The sequence below is a fragment of the Collinsella sp. OM08-14AT genome, assembly GCF_003438115.1.
Lineage (GTDB): Bacteria > Actinomycetota > Coriobacteriia > Coriobacteriales > Coriobacteriaceae > Collinsella.
Map to the genome: position 1 here is coordinate 77,201 of NZ_QSTE01000009.1, position 18,986 is coordinate 96,186.

The 18,986-nt window shown below is 49.0% G+C and carries 16 protein-coding genes and 1 pseudogene; 4 read left to right on the forward strand and 13 right to left on the reverse strand.

The window, feature by feature from the left end:
* Window positions 1–186: 186 nt before the first annotated feature.
* Window positions 187–672 carry a helix-turn-helix domain-containing protein gene (locus DXC18_RS06405; RefSeq protein ID WP_117716678.1) on the forward strand — a complete coding sequence of 162 codons (486 nt, stop codon included), beginning with the start codon at window positions 187–189 and terminating at the stop codon, window positions 670–672.
* Between the two features lie 232 nt (window positions 673–904).
* Here the strand turns inward: DXC18_RS06405 and DXC18_RS10345 are convergent, their stop codons facing one another.
* The 5 genes from DXC18_RS10345 to DXC18_RS10825 all read right to left on the reverse strand — a co-directional run bounded on the left by DXC18_RS10345 (window position 905) and on the right by DXC18_RS10825 (window position 5,407).
* Entirely contained in the window at window positions 905–2,971 is a 2,067-nt protein-coding gene (locus DXC18_RS10345) for a DUF6541 family protein (protein ID WP_147330258.1), read from the reverse strand.
* Between the two features lie 63 nt (window positions 2,972–3,034).
* Window positions 3,035–3,370 (reverse strand): DUF2304 domain-containing protein, encoded by a 336-nt coding sequence (locus DXC18_RS06415; protein ID WP_117716680.1) that lies wholly within the window; start codon window positions 3,368–3,370, stop codon window positions 3,035–3,037.
* A 4-nt stretch (window positions 3,371–3,374) separates the two neighbouring features.
* A complete protein-coding gene (locus tag DXC18_RS06420; protein WP_117716681.1) occupies window positions 3,375–4,154 on the reverse strand; it encodes a glycosyltransferase family 2 protein in 780 nt (259 codons plus the stop codon).
* Between the two features lie 122 nt (window positions 4,155–4,276).
* Entirely contained in the window at window positions 4,277–5,299 is a 1,023-nt protein-coding gene (gene rfbB, locus DXC18_RS06425) for a dTDP-glucose 4,6-dehydratase (RefSeq protein ID WP_117716682.1), read from the reverse strand.
* Between the two features lie 12 nt (window positions 5,300–5,311).
* Window positions 5,312–5,407: a DUF6718 family protein gene (locus DXC18_RS10825; RefSeq protein ID WP_370445790.1), complete on the reverse strand. Its 96-nt coding sequence runs from the start codon at window positions 5,405–5,407 to the stop codon at window positions 5,312–5,314.
* A gap of 150 nt (window positions 5,408–5,557) precedes the next feature.
* Here DXC18_RS10825 and DXC18_RS06430 point away from each other — a divergent pair, with 150 nt between their 5' ends.
* A complete protein-coding gene (locus DXC18_RS06430) occupies window positions 5,558–5,827 on the forward strand; it encodes a transposase (RefSeq protein ID WP_117716683.1) in 270 nt (89 codons plus the stop codon).
* Window positions 5,828–5,897: 70 nt separating this feature from the next.
* Here the strand turns inward: DXC18_RS06430 and DXC18_RS06435 are convergent, their stop codons facing one another.
* From DXC18_RS06435 to DXC18_RS06460, 6 genes are all read right to left on the reverse strand, one after another.
* The gene (locus DXC18_RS06435) at window positions 5,898–7,049 is read right to left on the reverse strand and encodes a glycosyltransferase family 4 protein (RefSeq protein ID WP_117716684.1); all 1,152 of its coding nucleotides are present in this window, start codon (window positions 7,047–7,049) and stop codon (window positions 5,898–5,900) included.
* Window positions 7,050–7,907, reverse strand: a complete 858-nt coding sequence (locus tag DXC18_RS06440; RefSeq protein WP_117716685.1) for a phosphorylcholine transferase LicD — start codon at window positions 7,905–7,907, stop codon at window positions 7,050–7,052.
* Between the two features lie 19 nt (window positions 7,908–7,926).
* Entirely contained in the window at window positions 7,927–9,165 is a 1,239-nt protein-coding gene (locus tag DXC18_RS06445; protein ID WP_117716686.1) for a polysaccharide biosynthesis C-terminal domain-containing protein, read from the reverse strand.
* 179 nt (window positions 9,166–9,344) lie between these two features.
* A complete protein-coding gene (locus tag DXC18_RS06450) occupies window positions 9,345–11,459 on the reverse strand; it encodes a L,D-transpeptidase family protein (RefSeq protein WP_117716687.1) in 2,115 nt (704 codons plus the stop codon).
* On the reverse strand, window positions 11,460–13,034 hold the full coding sequence (locus DXC18_RS10800; RefSeq protein WP_158551999.1) for an NlpC/P60 family protein: 1,575 nt from the start codon (window positions 13,032–13,034) through the stop codon (window positions 11,460–11,462). It abuts the gene before it with no gap.
* Window positions 13,009–13,563: a hypothetical protein gene (locus DXC18_RS06460; RefSeq protein WP_199412226.1), complete on the reverse strand. Its 555-nt coding sequence runs from the start codon at window positions 13,561–13,563 to the stop codon at window positions 13,009–13,011. The genes DXC18_RS10800 and DXC18_RS06460 overlap by 26 nt, the downstream gene beginning before the upstream one ends.
* Before the next feature lie 237 nt (window positions 13,564–13,800).
* On the opposite strand from DXC18_RS06460, the gene DXC18_RS06465 reads away from it, so the two are divergent.
* Both DXC18_RS06465 and DXC18_RS06470 read left to right on the forward strand, forming a co-directional pair.
* Window positions 13,801–15,573 (forward strand): phosphotransferase, encoded by a 1,773-nt coding sequence (locus DXC18_RS06465; protein ID WP_199412227.1) that lies wholly within the window; start codon window positions 13,801–13,803, stop codon window positions 15,571–15,573.
* 2 nt (window positions 15,574–15,575) lie between these two features.
* Window positions 15,576–16,517: a DMT family transporter gene (locus tag DXC18_RS06470; protein ID WP_117716690.1), complete on the forward strand. Its 942-nt coding sequence runs from the start codon at window positions 15,576–15,578 to the stop codon at window positions 16,515–16,517.
* A 61-nt stretch (window positions 16,518–16,578) separates the two neighbouring features.
* Here DXC18_RS06470 and DXC18_RS06475 read toward each other — a convergent pair whose 3' ends face one another.
* Together DXC18_RS06475 and DXC18_RS06480 are read right to left on the reverse strand one after the other, a co-directional pair.
* Window positions 16,579–18,537 carry a C39 family peptidase gene (locus DXC18_RS06475; protein WP_117716691.1) on the reverse strand — a complete coding sequence of 653 codons (1,959 nt, stop codon included), beginning with the start codon at window positions 18,535–18,537 and terminating at the stop codon, window positions 16,579–16,581.
* Window positions 18,538–18,636: 99 nt separating this feature from the next.
* Window positions 18,637–18,986 (reverse strand): annotated as a pseudogene (locus DXC18_RS06480) (hypothetical protein); the annotation flags it as partial.

Here is an 18,986-nt window from a genome sequence, read left to right on the forward strand (position 1 = left end):
GGTCTCACGCGTGGCAGAATCCTCAATGGTGCCGAATGTAAGCAACGAGGCCTCCTTGATTCTCATTTTCATTGCAACGGCCTCAGGACTCAGCGCAACGCGTTGCGCTGAGTCCTGAGGCGCGAATCCGGGTAGGCGGCCCCAGAGGGGCCGGAATCCCCCGGCCCGCGATCGAGGGAGGCCGGCATGTCCAGACCGAGACCGTCCAAAAGGTCGTACGGGAGGCTCACGAGGCACGAGAGGAACACGGTCGAGAGGATGCTCGACCGCAACCGCAGCGCCCGCGAGATCGCCGCGGAGCTCGGCAGGTCGCCCTCGACCGTGACCAGGGAGGTGGCGGCGCACCGCTACGTCACCGCGCCGCGCTCGCGCTACGGCGAGCCCGCGCCCGCGGACCTCTCGGGGGCCTGCCCCAGGCTCTCCTCGTGGCCGAGGTGCTGTAACGGCTGCTCGCACAGGAGGGGCTACGGTGGAGGAGCTGGCGACCCGCGAGCTCGACCTCACGCCCCGGCGCATCGACAGGGCAAAGGCCGCGAGGGGCGAAAACCCGCTGGCGGAACAGGCCGGCGGGCCGGAACATGGGCCGGAGGGCCCGTTGCGCCGAGTCCGGAACGGCTGCGCGGCGGGCTGGCGAAGCATGCGGCGGCGGCATGGGGGCACCGGACTCCATAGCCTTTCCACCTGCGGAAACGAGGCGACGGCTGGGAGCCGGGAGCTATTTCCGCGTTGCGCTAGCTGCGGAAACGCTGGGTCCGGTCAGGGTGTTGCGTTGAGATTGAAAATCAACCAGCAACGAGGCCTTGATTCTCGACTTCATCAGACCAACAAACAAATTCATCAGTGAATGCACAACTGATTATAGATATTTAATGCCTCGAAAACAGGAAGGACGAATTCAGAAACACTAGCCCTCAATCTTATAAAGCCTCATGTCTTTCTCGGCTAATATAGTTTTAAATCCAGGAGTGTGGTCCGTAATCCCTTCGATACCACTCCACTGCTCGGGATAATAAGACCAGAAATGCTTTGTCTGATTTGCTCTCATCCCTTGGTCAAGAAGAAGCACGTACTTAGCTCCGACGGAATCAACAGATTCACGGACACCATCGTTAATACAAATATCCTTCAAAGAAGATCGAATTACTTGACTATCTCTTTCCTCCCAATCCAATGAAGGCAAATCGAACGAACGGTAGTACGTGTTCATTCCATATAAAGCATAGGCGAAACCGCTGCCATCGTTAGGCTCATTAATAACACCAGAACCTTCTGGAATCAGCGTCAAAGCTTTCTTTATAAAACAAATCTCTTCCTTTGTCAGAACTTGACTATCATCAATACGGTTTTCGTCCGCCACCAGAGAAGAGAAAGCTCCAAATCCAGTTCTAATGTCGCAGACTCCTCTAAGTTTAAAGCTGGGAATAAAAACTAAAACCGCAAAAAGAACGGCCACAAATTGAGGCACTCGACTTAAATTAGATCCGATGCTTCTCTCTTTACAGTAGCGTTGAATAATATTACGAATCCAAGTATAAGAAACCATGCAACCAAAAACTGCGAGTGGAACTGCAGTAAAAGTCAAATTGACCGCAATGCGCTCAGGATCAGAGTACCAAAACCCACATAATAAACGTTTAAGTATCCCATCGGTGCTAACGTCCAAAACATACGAAAGAATCATGATTGAATGAGAAACAGCAATCCAGCGATATTGTGCAGAACGTATAGCGACGATAAGGCCAATCATAACCATAACGGAAAGACCAAGTTGAACGGGATGAGAAACCGTTGATAGAAGCACAGCATCGATAACACCCTGGAACAATCCGTCTCTTTTCGGCCATCCCGAAAAGTTTACCGGTCCTGAAAATAATGGGTGAATAGTACAGCAAATCCAAAACCCGCAAATAATTAGCGCGGTTATAACGGCTGAAATGAGCGGACACTTTATGTAATCAGCGCCCTTCGCAAATTCAAAGACGCGCTGAACACAATAAGGAGCCAAAATGATACCCATAAGAAAAATACCACTAGGTTGCGACAATATAATCGCAACACAACCGAGCGCAAACTCAAGCAAGTTAATCAACTTGCTTTTTATACCCGAATCCGAGCTATTTGTTTTTTCTTTTGTTAGGGCAAAAAAACAGCTTAACGTTAATGGAATCAAACAATAGGAGAGAAGCATGGGATATAACGGCCCAAAAACAACAAAGTTCCAAACACCCGTTGAAAATCCCATGCAGACAAAAGAAGCAAAATAGCCAAATATTTTATTCTTTGAAAAACAGAGGTCGAATACACGCCAACAACCAAGGGGATACACTATGGCTAGCAACATAGAGTTAACCGCATTGACAGCAATCGGTACGTTAACATTTACAGCACTTGCCACCATCGCAACAACCCCATGCCATGCAGATGGATAAAAGGACGAACTTTCAATGTAAGGAGAGCGGAGCGAACCTTGTTCAACAAGATATGACTGCGCATTAAAAGAAGAATAATTAGACGATTTAATAAATGAAATAATCCTATTGAGATGCGATCCGTTATCAAATGCCTGGAAAACAGAACCTGCAGTATCAAGATTTTTGACAAAAAATAGAGTTACCGTAGTGAGTCCAAGCCCGAGAAAAAGGGCCATGCAAATTAAGCGATCACTATCCTTACGACAAGAGCAGCAGTTACGTTCATCCGAGAATAAGCACGCGGAATGTCGGATGAAAGTGATTGAACAAGCCAAAAACAGTGAAGAAAGAACGACCCAAATTGAAAGCGACTCAAATGAGCAGCTAATCCCAACCGCCGAAAATACAATACTGCCCACAGATAAGAGCGATACGCTATACATAGGCGAGAGCGCAAGTCCGCTCTTCCAATCTTTATGAAGCAAAAAGGCTGCAGGAAACCCGAACACATATAAGATGATGAGGCACAGGCTGCAAGCTACCGCAAATTGAATCCACATCAATGACTCCCATTTTTCGCAATAAAGCCCCTATATACTAGGCCAGCAACCGATTATGAACAACTAGCGCCATCCGTCTGAATGAAGTGCGACGGCCTGCACAAGCGCGTTCAGGCGTTCCTCCAACTTCGCAATATGGAGCGAATTGCGGAAATCACGCACAACAAGCACGGCAACGACATAAAGAAACACGAAGTTTGACGGAGACAAAAAACCAAGCAACTCTGAAATGCAATTGGCAATTTGCGGGAAAACCCCCAATAGAACAAAACTTGAACTAAATAACAGCCAGAACAAAGAATCCAAAACCTGCATCTGAGCTCTTTTGAGTTTAAAAAATACAAAAGCACAGACCAAAACGGCCGAAACAATCAATAGCGCACGAAGAGTGAATGACATCAAATCACCTAAACCACTGGACAATGAGTAACGATGCGAAAACCCTGAGCATATATTGGACAGAACGCATGGGACTTAAATAACTTTCCCCGCCTTGACGCTCACGCATGGAAATCTGAACCTCTGAAATTGCAAAGCCCTGTCTCAAAAAAATTGCAAGCGATTCCGGCTCCGGATTTAATGTGTTGTCGTAATAATACTTTTTTAGAACAGCTCGGTCGAACATCCGGAAACCGGAAGTGGGGTCGCTGATCCTCTTGCCCGTAAGAATCTTAATTAGAACCGTGATCATGCGCGAACCGATCATCCGCAAAGACTTATCTTTACAGACTGTTAGAAATCTTGACCCAATAACGATATCAGCGGAACGTGACTGCGCTTCATCGAGCAGAAGGGGGATGTAATCCGGAATATGTTGCCCGTCGGCATCAAACTGCACCATGAAGTCGTAACCATTATCTACAGCATACCGAGCCGCCGTCTGAAAACCAACGGTCAGTCCACAATTAATGGGCATATTAATGATATTGCAGCCCAACCTCTTACATATAGAAAGTGTTTGGTCGCGTGAACCGTCATTAATAACGATAAAATCGAATTCGGGAGTTGAACGCCTTAACTCGGTAACAGTTTTTTCTATACATTCTTCTTCGTTATACGCCGGAATGGCAATAAGAACACGTGAATTATTTGACACAGACAGACCGTTCTCTTTGTTATTTCTTAATCGTATTATAACGGTATAGGTCGTTCGGAAGAAATGTTGCAACGCAATGACGGACATAACTCCTTCCCAGGCATGAACATGTCCTCAAATAGACGAGGCATCCTCGCCAAAATTCGCTAGAGAACAAATAAGTCAATGCATAGCTTTATTAAAGACTAATTTTTATAAGTCCAGATGCTTCATAAGAAATCTCTGGTTTTATATTTTACCTCGGTGGCCTCCTTGGCCGGGCGCCACCAGGACTCGTTGGCCACGTACCAGTCGATGGTGGCCCTGAGCCCCTCGGCGAAGTCGGTGTGGGCCGGCCTCCAGCCCAGCTCGCGCCGCAGCTTCGTGCTGTCGATGGCGTAGCGGCGGTCGTGGCCGGGGCGGTCGGCGACCCAGTCGAAGTCCCCGGGGTCGCGGCCCATCGCCTCCAGGATCATGCGCAGGACCGTGATGTTGTCCCTCTCGCCGTCCGCGCCGATGAGGTAGGTCTCCCCCATCCGCCCCTTGGTGAGGATGCCCCAGACGGCCGAGGAGTGGTCCTCGGTGTGGATCCAGTCGCGGACGTTCTCGCCGCGGCCGTAGAGCTTGGGGCGCACCCCGTCGATGATGTTGGTGATCTGCCTGGGGATGAACTTCTCCACGTGCTGGTAGGGGCCGTAGTTGTTGGAGCAGTTGGAGATCGTGGTGCGAAGGCCGTAGGTGCGGGTCCAGGCGCGGACCAGCATGTCGGAGGACGCCTTGGTGCTCGAGTACGGGCTGCTCGGGTGATACGGCGTCTCCTCGGTGAACTTCGCCGGGTCGTCGAGCGCGAGGTCGCCGTAGACCTCGTCGGTGGAGACGTGGTGGTAGCGGACGCCGTATTTGCGGACGGCCTCCAGCAGGCGGAAGGTTCCCTCGACGTTGGTGCGCAGGAACGGCTCGGGGTCTGCGATGGAGTTGTCGTTGTGGGACTCTGCGGCATAGTGCACGATGGCGTCGTGGCCCGGCACGATCTTATCGAGCAGCGCGGCGTCGCAGATGTCGCCCACGACGAGCTCCACGCGGTCGGAGGGCAGCCCGGAGATGTTCTCGGGGTTGCCGGCGTAGGTCAGCTTGTCCAGGACGGTGACGTGGACGCCGGGGTGGTTGTCCACGACGTAGTGCACGAAGTTGCTGCCGATGAAGCCGCAGCCGCCCGTGACGATGATGTTCCTGGGCTCAAAAATCTCAGACATTATTCACCTTATTTACACAGCCCGCTGCTCAAGGCACCTTACAAGCTGTTCCTCAGAATGAACAAACTCGAACGGTTCGTACTCTCCATATGCAGAAGGACGACTGATGGTAACGAGTTAGAGGTCAGAGGCGCCAAAGCGCACCTGCACCCTTCGCATCTATCTCGACAAGTTCCACGCCTGGTTTAATGGCCATGAGAATCAATAACTGAATCTAAAATCAATTGTTGCGGATCTTGGCAGACTTGACACTTAGAAATGTTCACTACGCACCGGCTCAGCGTCGGCGATATCGACATGTGGAATCTACAAAACAGTCTCACCGAGCAGATTTTATACACCTTGATTAACGCGAAGGCCGACCAGTTCTACGGCGAGGGCGCTAACAGCAGGAACGGATACCATGACCGCACGATCGAGATATGCACGCGGTCACTCAATCTGAGGATGCCGAAACTCAGGACCAAGCGCTTCTTCCCGGAGAACGTCCTCGAGGCTACCAGCGCAAGGAAGGGGCACTCGTCGTAATCGCGGCCATTGTGTACGTCGTCAGTATCAAGTTGAGGCAAAAAAACCAAACAAAACAATAAACAGACGGCTAGTCCCTAGCCGTAGCAAAAGCAGAGCAGAGCTTATCTGCCGAGTTAGCCCATGTATGCCCAAGCTCAACCAATTCCTGAATTGATTTTGATTGCTTGTTTAATACCGATCGGCTAGATGCCATCTGATACACAGCCATCTCAACCGACTCCGCACTCATCGATTTAATAATTGTCCCATAATCGCTACTCGGAATAAGCTCACGTGCCCCCCCGACGTCAGTAACAACAGCAGGACACCCGCATGCAGCTGCTTCTAGCAGTATTGTTGAAAATCCCTCAGAACGAGTTGGGAGACAAAGTAGATTGGACTGTTGAAGAAGAGCGGAGACATCAGATGCAGACAGACGTCCCACCCAGTGAAGCGACTCTCCCTGAGCCAGCTCAACCGCAGAAGTCATTGGTCCATCGCCCGCCAGGACAAAATGGACCCCGAGTTTATTAAGTCGATAGCTTTTCGAAGTGTCAATGATAGACTTGATTCCTTTTTCCGGAATAAATCGACCAACATAGGAAACTATAAGTGGGTCTTCGCTTAATCCAAGTTCATTTCTAAAATCGCGACCTGAAGACATGTTACGGTATTTCTCTGCATCAATTGCATTAGGGATGACGCCTTTGGCAGTAATCCCAAAATGACGAAGCCATTCAGCGCTTTTTTCAGATACACCGTAGTATGCTGGCTTATATCTTTTGCCCCTTAATGTAATAGCATGCTCATAAATGCGTACGAAAGGGTCAAGAAACGGACTACTGAATGAAAGATGAGCTGATCCGTGATCAAGAACGACAGGCGTTAGACCTTTTCTTCGCGCATACTTCATGCCCATAATTGAATGAAGATAGAACCGCGCATTTATCAAAACGCCGTCAACATCTTGGGATTCAAGCCATTTCCATAGATTACGGTTCTTCTCGTCATGCTTAGCAACTGGAAAGCGACCATCAACGAATGGAAAACAAGACAAGCGAAGGACCTTAACACCGCAATCGGTCTCAATGTCTATTCCAATTGAATTGGTATCGTTTGTAACAACAATTACCCTAGCACCCTTTTCCGTAAGGGCGTATGCCATATTACGCGTAAAGCTCTCAATTCCGCCCACATGAGGCGGATATTGAGCTGAAAAAATCACATATGTCAGCGCCATCTAATTTCCAGACTCCCAAATTTGCCCATCACCGAAATCAATTAGCAATGGTAAGTGTGTATGGCGATCCTCGGGAGCCGGGATACTCTTCCAGTCACCGTACATTGTTGTAAGGTAGCGCTCCGTGCATCTCGGAACGGGATATGATCTACCTTCAAACTTTGCCCGACAAGTCGGAAGAATATCATCGACTGGAACGGGAGCCATATTAGGCCAGGCAAGCGTCAGGCACTCATTGCTAATTTGTCCAACGTTATCATCGCCAATAGCGTTATCAAATCTGTCCTGATATTGGCGAGGATCCTTACAACGCATCCTTTCAATACCATGGAGCAAAACACAGACTGCCTTTTCGATTTCACCAAGCATGCCCTTATGCGGAACAGAAATACTCCCTGAATGGTATAGATAAGAAAGCCGTTGAGCGGAAGAAGCAGTTTTTATCTGTCGAGAACGCAAATTAGCATCAACATACAAATAATCGTAAGGAAATACATCTACGAAAATACCCATCGCAGATCCGGCGTCTCTTCCTTCTTGATTTTCAAACCTAGTACCGTCCATGTAAACTTTTGAAAACATAGCCGCGTAGCAATCTGTATTTTGTGAGTTATGAAGGGAAAACCCAGGCTGAAGCTCCTTAGGTGCAAGTTCACAAAAACGCTCATAATCTGAACGCATCATGCCGATATCAATATCATCATCCCAAGGAATAAAACCATTATGTCGCATGGCACCAAGGCAGGTTCCCCCGTCGAGCCACCAGTTGATATCAAATTTAGCACAAAGAGACGCGATCGCGTCTAATATTTTAAGTTCAGCCGCCTGTAAGTGCGACAATGCCTCAGAATCATTCATTTTAGAAAACCCATTCCAATTAACTATCTTGAGTATCAGCAGTGCTCTTGCGAACAGATCTATAGAGAAAGCCAAGTAAGATTGTGCAGGTCACAAAATAGCTAATAATAACTACATAGCTGGCACCATTTAATCCCGTTTGCGGAATCAAAACCCAAGACAAAGGGAACGAGACCAAACAACCGATGGTATTTCCAATAAAGCAACCAGACATATCACGAATACTAATTAGAAGGTCACTTAAAAATGCTACTAATGCTGTAAAAGCAGAGCTAAATAGGCCTGCATAAATTAAATAATCATAGCGAGAGATTGTGCCTCCGAAAACCATGCGGAGCAAATCGTTCCCAAAGAAAACGAAAACGCCAGCACACACCGCAAACAAGGCAAACATAGACAAAGCAACGGTAAAAACAAGTCGGAAAAAGCCCTGGACGTCTTTAGCCTCAAATCGTTCGGCAAATGACCCCAGAAGAGGGGCATAAACATATGAAGCGCAAGCTTGAATGATCACGATCGGCGTACAGACAGTCGCATAAATGCCAAGCGATGAGGAACCATAACACTCCCCTAAGAACTGACGAGAATATGTAACGACTACTGAACAGAGAGACATGCCGACTACGGCGGGCAGACATGACTGAAATAAATGTTTACTAGTCGAAAGATTAAAAGAAGGCAATACGTTCGTAAATCGAGATGCAATTTTATAGTCATAAATAATCACGGGATAGGTGGCAACTACCATGCCAAGCAATGCAATATCTAAGCTATCAAAAAATCCCAATCCAATAATAAAGGCAACAAGAAATAGGGTTGCTCGAATAATCATCGAGATACCGCAGTAGTCCATCCTTTGATGTTGCTGATCGACCCCGTGCAGCACATCAATAAAAACATCTCCAGCGCGAAAGGCCAGATAAAGCAATATAGCAATAAAACTATCTCTTGAACAAGTGAAGCACATATATATTAATGTAATTGCAAAGCCCAAGACGATGGTAACAATTCTAAAACCAACGTATTGCCTAGCCGATACCTTTTCATGAATGTCGGACACTTGGTATGATCTAATTCTAAAAAGACCAATTTGCGAAAAAATATTTGATACTGACATCGCCACTGAAAGCAATCCAGCGGCTCCGTAGGTACTAGAAAGCCTTGCTACAACAACGGTAATAAGCCATTGGCAGCCTGAATAGTATAAAGAACCGATAGAGTTCCATAGCATGTTTGACTTAAGTGACTTTTCTTTCAAGTGATCCTCTTACCCAAATTAACAACGCGCACCATTGAGACACATTGTATTTACTCTAGACAAAAATAATATCTATAGTCCAAAGCAACAAACAATCGCGTAAATGCCGCGTATCGAATGTAACATTAGTTACCCTATCGACATGAACACCCTTTTATCAGTCTAATTAATAGTCTTCGTTAATACGTAACAACCTTCGTTCCATAAGGAATATTATCGTAAATCCATTTTGCGTTCTGAATCTCAAGACGCACGCATCCGGCAGAGGACGGGACCCCCATCGTAGGATCCATCACGCGATTGCTGTTGACATAGTAGGGCGAAGAATGGAATAGGTAATCACCATAGAACTGCGTGTAGTAATAGCAAGTATATCCATGCCCAAAGGAGTATCCCTTACCGTAGACTTGATACTCCCCTATCACCGTAGGCGTGCTAGCTTTTCCCGTCGAACATACATATCGACGGTTTAAGGACCAGTTATTCCAGGATCCAGTGTAAATACTCGTAACGCAACGTGATGTATCGACAAGTATCAGCCAATTTGTATTGCTTGAATAACTTTGAGCCTTAGCATCCATATAGTCTGACACCCACGCGCCGTTGGCCATGAAGTAATTCCAGGATCCGTCCACAACGCGCCAGCCAGTAGCCATGGCGCCACTAGCGTCAAGCCAATACCAGGTACCCCCCAGGTTAAGCCAACCTGTTTGCATATAACCAGACGAATTCAAGTAATACCAAGATCCGTTAACGGAAACCCAGCCGGTTTTCATAACGTAGGTAGATGGGTCCAAATAGAACCAGGAGCCATCCTTGTACAGCCAGCCAGATCGTGCATAGCCAGCGGTCTCATCAAAGAAGTACCATTTTCCGTTAACGTTCTTCCATCCAGCGCAGGGGGAGCCATCGGTTGGATCAGCATAGAACTTGCACCCTCCAAGCGTCACAAACCCGTGAGCTTCGGCTAATTCACCATCACCGTTTGTTGTAAATAGCTTTCCACTACGCAACGCTCCACACAATGAGCAATCAGAACCAGCAAAAGCCTTAGACGGCTCATCCTGGACCGAGCCCTGGACATCTACCCATTCACGACAAGCAACAGCGCCTGAAGCTTTTGCATAATAGCTTTTCCCATTTACAGAAAAATGACCTAGCAGCATTTTACCGTCGGCGGCAGGATCGAGATAATAGTATTGGCTATTGTCCTTCAGCCATCCCGCCTTTACAATGCCCGACGCATGAGAAGGCTCAGCGTAATACCAGTCTCCATCGCTCATAAACCAGCCGAGTGACAGCGCTCCCGTTGAAGAAAAATGATATTGATTGGATCCGATGACAAAAAAGCCGGTAGCCATTCTATTGTCATTTGCGACATCGAGCCAATACCAAACGCCATTCACCAAACGCCAGCCCGATGCAAGTGCGCCGGAACCGTCAGCGTAATACCAGTCCGTCCCATCAAACGCCCAACCAACAGCCATTGCGCCGGAATTCGATAAATAGTAACGAGACGAACCGACAGAAACGATTCCTCTAGACATAACACCATCATTGGCGGGATCAAGCCAATACCAGTTATTGCCAGTTTGAAGCCAGCCGGTTAAGACTTCACCATTGCTACCCCAATACCATAAACCGTTATCAAGGCACCATCCATTAATCAATCCATAGGTTCCAAGAAGATAAGGGTGCCCATCAATAACACGTCGACCAGTAGCCATAGAACAGCTGTTAAGGGAGTCAAACCAGTACCATTGGTCTCCAATAAACTGCCAGCCACTTGCCAAAGCGCCTGACGGACCCGCGTAATACCACTTATTTTCAGTAAAAATCCAGCCGCAGCTCATTGCGCCGTCACGAGCGGGGTCCAAGTAGTACAGCGAGTCGTCAATATTCTGCATTCCGGTCAAACGACAGCCATCTAGATAGTAATACCAGGACAAACCGTTCCATTGCCATCCAGATAGTTGTTCTGTAGTCGACGGGTCATGGCTTTCGACAACCTGTAGGCTCGAATCTTCCGTTGTTTTGTCGGCACAATCGCTGGAGTCTTGAGAGCAACCGCCACCGACCAATGCTCCCGGCCCTCCTGTCGAGTCGCGCTCTACGACACCGTTATCCGCCCCCTCTTCCACGGCATAAGCAGTGCAAGAAAATGCGGGGGCTGTAACTGAGAGTAAGGCGGAAAATAGCATCAAGCGAATTACTCGCCAGCAAATTCGATGATCAATCCGAGCATTCATTTCAGGCCCCCCCAAACCGATATCGACCGCCTTGCAGCAAATCAATTAAATAAACGGACGAGCTGCGCCGATTACATTTCCCCTTGCGCCAATAGGATGAATTCCGACACCTTGATGAGGCCAGGAATCAATCATCAAGCCGCCGCCAAGTGCAATTGCGATATGCCCGCGATAATAAATCACATCGCCACGCTGAATTGAGTTCGTGCTCACGGGCATAAAGATATTGCTTCGATACCAATTCATGGAATTATAGGTTTGGCTTGGATCCCAGCGATGGTTATAAGGGTTGTAAACACCCATATCCATGCCAGTAGCATAAAGGCACTGCAAGACAAAACCAGAGCAATCAACAGCTCCACCGGGAGCGGTAGACCAAGGCTCAATATATTGCGTACCAATATACTCATAGGCGCGCTGGATAAAGGCGTTCACGCAATCTTCCCGCGTTGCTTCGACAGAAATGCGAGAAGGGGTCACATAGGTAAAGTATCCGGTGCAATAGCTAGGCAGCCGAACAGTCCAAGAACTGACCTGAGGATACTGGGATGGATTTTGCCAGCCAACTTTGTCGCACTGTCCATCGCTCCAGAAAACTCGACGAACGCCATCGATGGTCCTTGCGCCCGTTGCCATAGCGCCGCTGCCGTCTAACCAATACCACTTACCCGAATCTTTAAGCCAGCCAACGTGCATGCTTCCATTGGACTCAAGGTAATACCATGTTCCATTCAGGCATTTCCAACCAGTTGCCATTTTTCCGTCAGCGTTTAGGTAATACCATGCACCGCCAGTAAAAACCCATCCGGTCTTCATCACGCCAGAATCGGCATCAAGCCAATACCAATCGCCGTCAATCTGCAGCCATCCAAGATGAATGGCACCCGTTCCGGGCTCAGCGTAAAACCTAAGGTTTGCGACATTAACCCAGCCGGACGCAACCTGCCAACCATCAGCTCCAGCGGTTTTTAGGATAGTGCCGTTTTCGCGAATCACATCCTTGCAAAGATATCCATTATCATTAGCGTATCTTTGAACGCCGTCATTAACGGTAACCCAGCTTGAAACCACAAGCCTACCGCTCTGGTTTGCAAAACAATCGTTACCGCCCACCTCAAATAAGCCCGTTTTCATGAGATGGCTAACAGGGTCCAGGTAATACCAGCTCGTGCCCTCTTTATACCAGCCAGAAATTAGTGCACCAGATCGGGAGGCGAAATACCAGCCGTCCTCGACCTGGGTCCAACCAACAGTCATAGCCCCGTTAGGCTTTAAATAATAAGCTGCATTGCCAAGGTCTAAATACCCAACGGACATCTTACCATCGGAGGCTGGGTCGAGATAATACCAAGCGCCGTTAACGAGTTTCCAGCCAGTGGCCGCAATACCGTTAGAGCAGTAATACCAATCTACTCCGTCTTTGTACCATCCATTTGCGAGGCCATAGTCACCAAAAATGTAGGTTCTTCCATCAATCTTTTGACGACCCTTAAACATGATGAACGTCTGTGGGTCAAAATAATAGCGAGCCCCACCTATCGTTTGCCATGACGAAGCAAGGGCACCCGATGAATAAGCCCAGTACCAATTCCCGTCAACGAGAATCCAGCCGGTTTTCATAGCACCAGTGGCATCTAAATAGTATTTCCCGCTCCCGAGGTCGACAAAACCAACCTGCATTATATGGGTGACAGGATCCAGGTAATAAATACCATGTGCCGTCTTGATAAAACCAATCAGCAGCTAAATCGCCTCCAGCATTGGCATAAAACCAATTTCCATCTGAGTTACGTAGCCAGCAGTTCTGATATAGCGCGCCAAAAGGCGTTGCGGCATTGCCGTCATTCGCATAAAACGAAGCAGTCGATCCGCCAGCATCGGTCACATTGAAATATCCTGTCTGCATTGCACCATCATTGGCTGGATCAAGCCAATACCAATAGCCCCCGCTTTGCAGCCAGCCAGTTTGGTGTTTACCGTTTTTTCCGTAATACCAAACTCCAGACGACTCATCCCGTTGCCAGCCATCTTTTATGACGGAAGAAATATCAGGTTGCAAATCATCGGAAACCACAGAAGAAAAAACCGCTTTTGACTCAATACTCTGAGCCTCAACGGAATCCTGTGCAAGCGCGACATTCGCACTCAAGGGCAAGCAGCAAGCAGCGATTATTGATATAGCGGCACAGACAAGCGCAGCCTTCTTTTCGAATCGATACATAATCAACCCTCCCAGATATCCTATTTAGTTATTTTAATCCACCTTTCGAGATTGATTTTCGCTACTTTCTGTTCAGTCTATGTAGCTAAATACAATTGATTGAACATATCGTTCAATCATTCTATTCTTTTCCTAAGCAATGAACATCTTAATTGGAGGCCTGCAGTGGAACTGACCAAGCGTAACTTTACAGTTCTGTACGAATACCTAAAGAACCCATATGCCAGCCAGCGAGAAGTTGCCGAGCGCACTGGCCTTTCACTTGGATCAGTAAACGCAGCAAATAAAGAGCTTACGAATGAGGGCCTTCTCGAATCGGACAGCCTAACCGACAACGGTTACGAAGCACTTCATCCCTATAAGGTTGAAAACGCAGTGATATTGGCCGCGGGGCTTTCAAGCCGCTTTGCTCCCATTTCGTATGAAAAGCCCAAAGGCCTTTTAAAAGTACGTGGTGAGATTCTCATTGAGCGTCAGATTAGGCAGCTGCAAGACGCGGGTATCAGCAATATCACCGTCGTTGTCGGTTATAAAAAAGAGTATTTCTTCTATCTTGAAAGCAAGTTCGGCGTTTCGATTGTCGTCAACAACGAATACGCATCCAAAAATAACCACGCATCGCTTATGTGCGTAAAAGAGCGACTTGGCAACACCTACATTTGCTCAAGCGATGATTACCTTCTAAACAATCCGTTTGAAGCATACGTTTGGAAAGCATTTTATTCTGCTCAATATGCTGAAGGCGCCACCAAAGAATGGTGCATTCAAACGGGAGCAATGGATAGAATCACCAATGTTACGATCGGTGGTTCCGATGCATGGTATATGCTTGGACATGTTTACTTTGATAAAGCCTTCTCGCTTGCGTTTAAGCAGATTCTTGAAACGGAATATAACAAGCCCGAGACAACGGACAAGCTTTGGGAAGATCTATATATCGAGCACATCAAGGAGCTCGATATGGTTATCAAGAAGTATCCTGAGGGCGAGATCAACGAATTCGATTCTCTTGATGAGCTGCGTGCCTTTGATCCACATTTTATCGAAAACGTTGACTCCGACATTTTCGATAACATCGAGCAAGTGCTCGGCTGCTCCAAATCAGAGATTCACGACGTTTATCCCCTTAAACAAGGTCTTACGAATCTATCGTGCCACTTTAGAACCAATGACGGAGAGTACGTTTACCGCCATCCGGGAGTCGGGACCGAACTGCTTATTAACAGAAATGGAGAAGTAGCCGCACTTAAAAAGGCCAAGGAACTCGGCCTTGACGACACGTTCATTCATGAGGACCCAAAGCGTGGTTGGAAAATTTCGAAGTTTGTACCCAACGCAAAGCAGCCTGATCCGCATGATACTGCCCAAATGAAGCGAATGATGCAGATGTGTCGTTCGCTTCACGAGAGCGGTGCAAATGTCGAAACCGAATTTGACTTCTACCTCGAAGCGAAGCGCTACGAATCACTTCTTCTGGAAAAAGGTCCCATCGACATTCCGGGCTACAGGGAAATGGCCGCCGAAATCGATGAATTGGAGCACTTTGTTCAGGCCGACAATGCGCCAAAATGCCTTTGTCACAATGACTTCTTCTACCTCAATTTTCTTATCGATGAAAACGACAAGTACTATCTCATTGACTGGGAATATGCTGGCATGAGCGATTACGCGAACGATTTTGGAACTTGCAGTGTCTGCTGTGAGCTTTCCGAAGACGAAGTCGACCGCGCGCTTGACGCATATTTTGGGCGCAAGGCAACAAACAACGAAGTTGCGCATAACTATGCGCACATTGCCCTTGCTGGATGGTGCTGGTACCTCTGGTCTCTTCTGAAAGAAGCCGAAGGCGATTTCGTGGGCGAATGGCTCTATATCTACTTCAATTACGGTGCCAAATACCTTAAAAAGGCACTGGAGATCTATCGGAAAGGTGAATAACGATGCAATTCGGCTTTTTTAGCGGTCTTCTTTGGGGCCTTGATACAGTCATTCTTGGAATCGGCTTGGCGCTTGCGCCCTATATTGGATCGGCGGAAGCGCTTGCATGCGCCTCCATTGCGGGATCCTTTCTCCATGATGCCTTCTGTGCAATCTGGCTCTTTGGCTACATGGGAGTTAGAGGCAGATTAAAAGACACGCTCGCTGCACTTAAAACTCGTTCGGGCAAGGTCGTCATCGCCGGCGCACTGCTCGGTGGACCTATCGGAATGACCGGCTACGTATTGGCAATTAATAACATTGGAGCTGCCTATACGGCAATCATCTCCGCCTTCTATCCCGCTGTCGGAGCATTCCTTTCTTTCGTGCTGCTGAAGGAGAAAATGGGCAAAGGACAGATTCTTTCCCTTCTCGTTGCTCTTTGCGGCGTAATGACGATGGGCTATCTATCGGCCGGGTCGAGCGAGATTGCAAATGCCCCTCTCGGCTTACTCGGCGCGGTGCTTGCCGTTATCGGATGGGGATCCGAAGCGGTGCTGTGCGCATGGGGAATGAAAGATGATGCCGTTGATGACGAAACGGCTTTGCAAATCCGCGAAACTACAAGTGCGCTTGTTTATGGAGTGCTCGTACTCCCCCTCTTCGGAGCATGGCATTTCACGCTGGGCGCTATCCCGAGCATGCCCACATTGATTATTGCACTCGCCGGACTCGCAGGAACTGCATCCTATCTGTTCTATTACAAGGGCATTGCGGCAATCGGAGCAGCGCGAGCGATGGCTCTAAATATCTCCTATTCGGCATGGTCGGTGGTCTTTGGCCTGATCTTACTTGGAACAATTCCCGACATGGCATCCGTAATCTGCTGCGTTGTAATCGTATGCGGAACAGTTTTGGCAGCCAGTAACTGGGACGAACTATTTGGACGTAATAAGACGGCTTAGCTTGATTAACAATGTAGTAAAAGGGGAGAGCTCGTCGAGCTCTCCCCTTTTAGCATCATGGCTATTCAATTACCACGGCCTGACTATCCATCTGTTGCCACGTGCCGAAGAACACCTGGGCATTTCGCGTAACATTGCCGTTAATCGAATCCGAAAGATAGACAATTCCCTGCTCGTCATCATAGCCTTTAAGGACTACGGCATGATTACCGCCCCACAGGCCATAAGAATGCCCATTATACCAACGTGCAGCATAACGGCCTCCTGGCCAACTTCCCCACTCGGTATTCCACATCTCAACAGGTTGACCACAGGTCAGTCTGTTCTTAATGGAAGAAATTGACGAGAAAGAGACGTCTTTTGCCTGCTTGCCACTTCCAGCAGCACGCAGAAAGTTATTGCCAGCAATAGTAATCGCAGGGGCGACGCATCCCATGAGACCCCCGCTGCTACGCCTTGGGTTGCCATCAAAGGCGGTAACAAAGTTGCCGTTGCTTCCCTTGGGCAAGTAATAATCCGCAATAATCGTCTTACCTAAACCGAAACCATAATAGTTAAGCAAGTTTGTAAGGGCAACCGACTCACAGCCAGTAGGAAGTTCCGGGTACTGCGAATAGCACGGGGCATCGACCCAAGCGCCAACCATTGCGCCGGATGAGCTGAACTTGTAGTCAGTAGAGCCGATCCAATACCAACCACTGCTCAGCATTACTCCCCCACGTGCGGCATCAAGGTAATACCATGTGCCCCCAAGGGAAAGCCATCCCGTTTTCATTGTGCCAGAAGCGGAATCTAGCCAGAACCAGTTACCGCCATCGTTAAGCCAGCCGGTCGCCATTCGACCATCCGAGTTAAAGTAATACCAAGACCCAGCTATTTGCTGCCATCCAGTCAGAATTACCCCATCAGCAGAACAATAATATCGAGAACCCTGACTCTCAATCCAGCCAGTTCTAACATTCCCGCCATCGTCAATCAACTGGATTCCCGAATCGGTCATGATGCCTTTAAGGTCAATTGCGCCGCTGGATGACGAATGATACATCCAAGACCCATCACCGTTTGACCAGCAATTAGCCATCATCTTGCCAGAGTTATTAAATATGTATTCACATGATCCAATAGTTTGAACACCCGTAGCCATGGCATGCGTCGAGAGATCGAGCCAGTACCAGGCGCCGTTTAGATTGAGCCAGCCGGAGGCGAGGGCGCCGGAGCCCGTCGCGTAGTACCAGGTCCCGCCGTCGAGCACCCACCCGGTCGCCATAGCGCCGGAGGCGTCGAACCAGTACGCTGCGCCGTTACACACATGGAGGCCCTTCGCCATGGCGCCGCCCGCCTCGGGATCGAGCCAGTACCAGGAACCGCCGGTGCGAATCCAGCCGGTCGAGGCGATACCGTCAGCGAACCAGTACCAGGAGCCGTCGACGAAGCCCCAGCCGTTAAGGGGGCCGCAGCTGCCGAAGTAGCGGCGGACGCCCTGCGCGTCCGTCTGGTAGCCCGTCAGCATGGCCCCCGTCCGGGCGTCGAAGCAGTAGGGCACGCCGCCGACGGATACGGGGCCGCGCGCCAGCGCGCCGGAACCCGTCGCGTAGTACCAGGTCCCGTCGTCGAGGACCCACCCGGTCGCCATCGCGCCGGAGGCGTCGAACCAGTACGCGGAGCCATTGCACTCATGGAGCCCGATGGCCATGGCATGCGTCGAGGGGTCGAGCCAATACCAGGCCCCATTGGTATGGAGCCAGCAAGAATGCAACGAGACCGGATTGACTGAATCCACATAGAACCAGTTGCCGTCAAACAAATTCCAACCCAGATTCCATTTAACGGATTCTTGAGCAGGACCATCATCGATTGAATCTGAAGGAGAAAGAGTCGAGGGGACGGATTGCCGCTCAAAATCAGTAGGGATGGAGGAGCTTATGGGTTCTGCGTTCGCGATATCAACCACACCGGGTCCAGCGAGCAGTAGAGTTGAAAGAATGATTAGGATTAATGTTATTCGCTTTTTCCTTGCCATGTGCAGCCCCCAGTAGTTACCAATTTTTACATAAACATAGTCTACAAATGGATAGCTAAGAGCAATATGTAATTAGAAAAAAGCAATTAAAGAAGAGTGCTAGCCGAGCCAAGCGCCATTACTAGCAAAAGAGTATTTCACCCCATCGATTTCTTGAACACCCGTAGTCATAGCGTGCGTCGAGGGGTCAAGCCAGTACCAGGCGCCGCCGACGTAGGCCCAGCCGGAGGTGAGGGCGCCGGAGCCCGTCGCGTAGTACCATGTGCCGCCGTCGAGGACCCATCCGGTCGCCATCGAGCCGGAGCCGTTGAACCAGTACATGGAGCCGTTGCACCCATGGAGCCCGGTGGCCATGGCGTGCGTCGAGGAGTCGAGCCAGTACCAGGCGCCGTTTAGGTTGAGCCAGCCGGAGGCGAGGGCGCCGGAGCCCGTCGCGTAGTACCAGGTCC

What these genes read in the sequence shown, in the direction of transcription:
- DXC18_RS06405 (WP_117716678.1), top strand. Translation starts at nt 187, where the DNA reads ATGTCCAGACCGAGACCGTCCAAAAGGTCGTACGGGAGGCTCACGAGG.
- DXC18_RS10345 (WP_147330258.1), bottom strand. Translation starts at nt 2,971, where the DNA reads ATGTGGATTCAATTTGCGGTAGCTTGCAGCCTGTGCCTCATCATCTTA.
- DXC18_RS06415 (WP_117716680.1), bottom strand. Translation starts at nt 3,370, where the DNA reads ATGTCATTCACTCTTCGTGCGCTATTGATTGTTTCGGCCGTTTTGGTC.
- DXC18_RS06420 (WP_117716681.1), bottom strand. Translation starts at nt 4,154, where the DNA reads ATGTCCGTCATTGCGTTGCAACATTTCTTCCGAACGACCTATACCGTT.
- rfbB (WP_117716682.1), bottom strand. Translation starts at nt 5,299, where the DNA reads ATGTCTGAGATTTTTGAGCCCAGGAACATCATCGTCACGGGCGGCTGC.
- DXC18_RS06430 (WP_117716683.1), top strand. Translation starts at nt 5,558, where the DNA reads ATGTTCACTACGCACCGGCTCAGCGTCGGCGATATCGACATGTGGAAT.
- DXC18_RS06435 (WP_117716684.1), bottom strand. Translation starts at nt 7,049, where the DNA reads ATGGCGCTGACATATGTGATTTTTTCAGCTCAATATCCGCCTCATGTG.
- DXC18_RS06440 (WP_117716685.1), bottom strand. Translation starts at nt 7,907, where the DNA reads ATGAATGATTCTGAGGCATTGTCGCACTTACAGGCGGCTGAACTTAAA.
- DXC18_RS10800 (WP_158551999.1), bottom strand. Translation starts at nt 13,034, where the DNA reads ATGAAAACCGGCTGGATTCTCGTTGACGGGAATTGGTACTGGGCTTAT.
- DXC18_RS06470 (WP_117716690.1), top strand. Translation starts at nt 15,576, where the DNA reads ATGCAATTCGGCTTTTTTAGCGGTCTTCTTTGGGGCCTTGATACAGTC.
- DXC18_RS06475 (WP_117716691.1), bottom strand. Translation starts at nt 18,537, where the DNA reads ATGGCAAGGAAAAAGCGAATAACATTAATCCTAATCATTCTTTCAACT.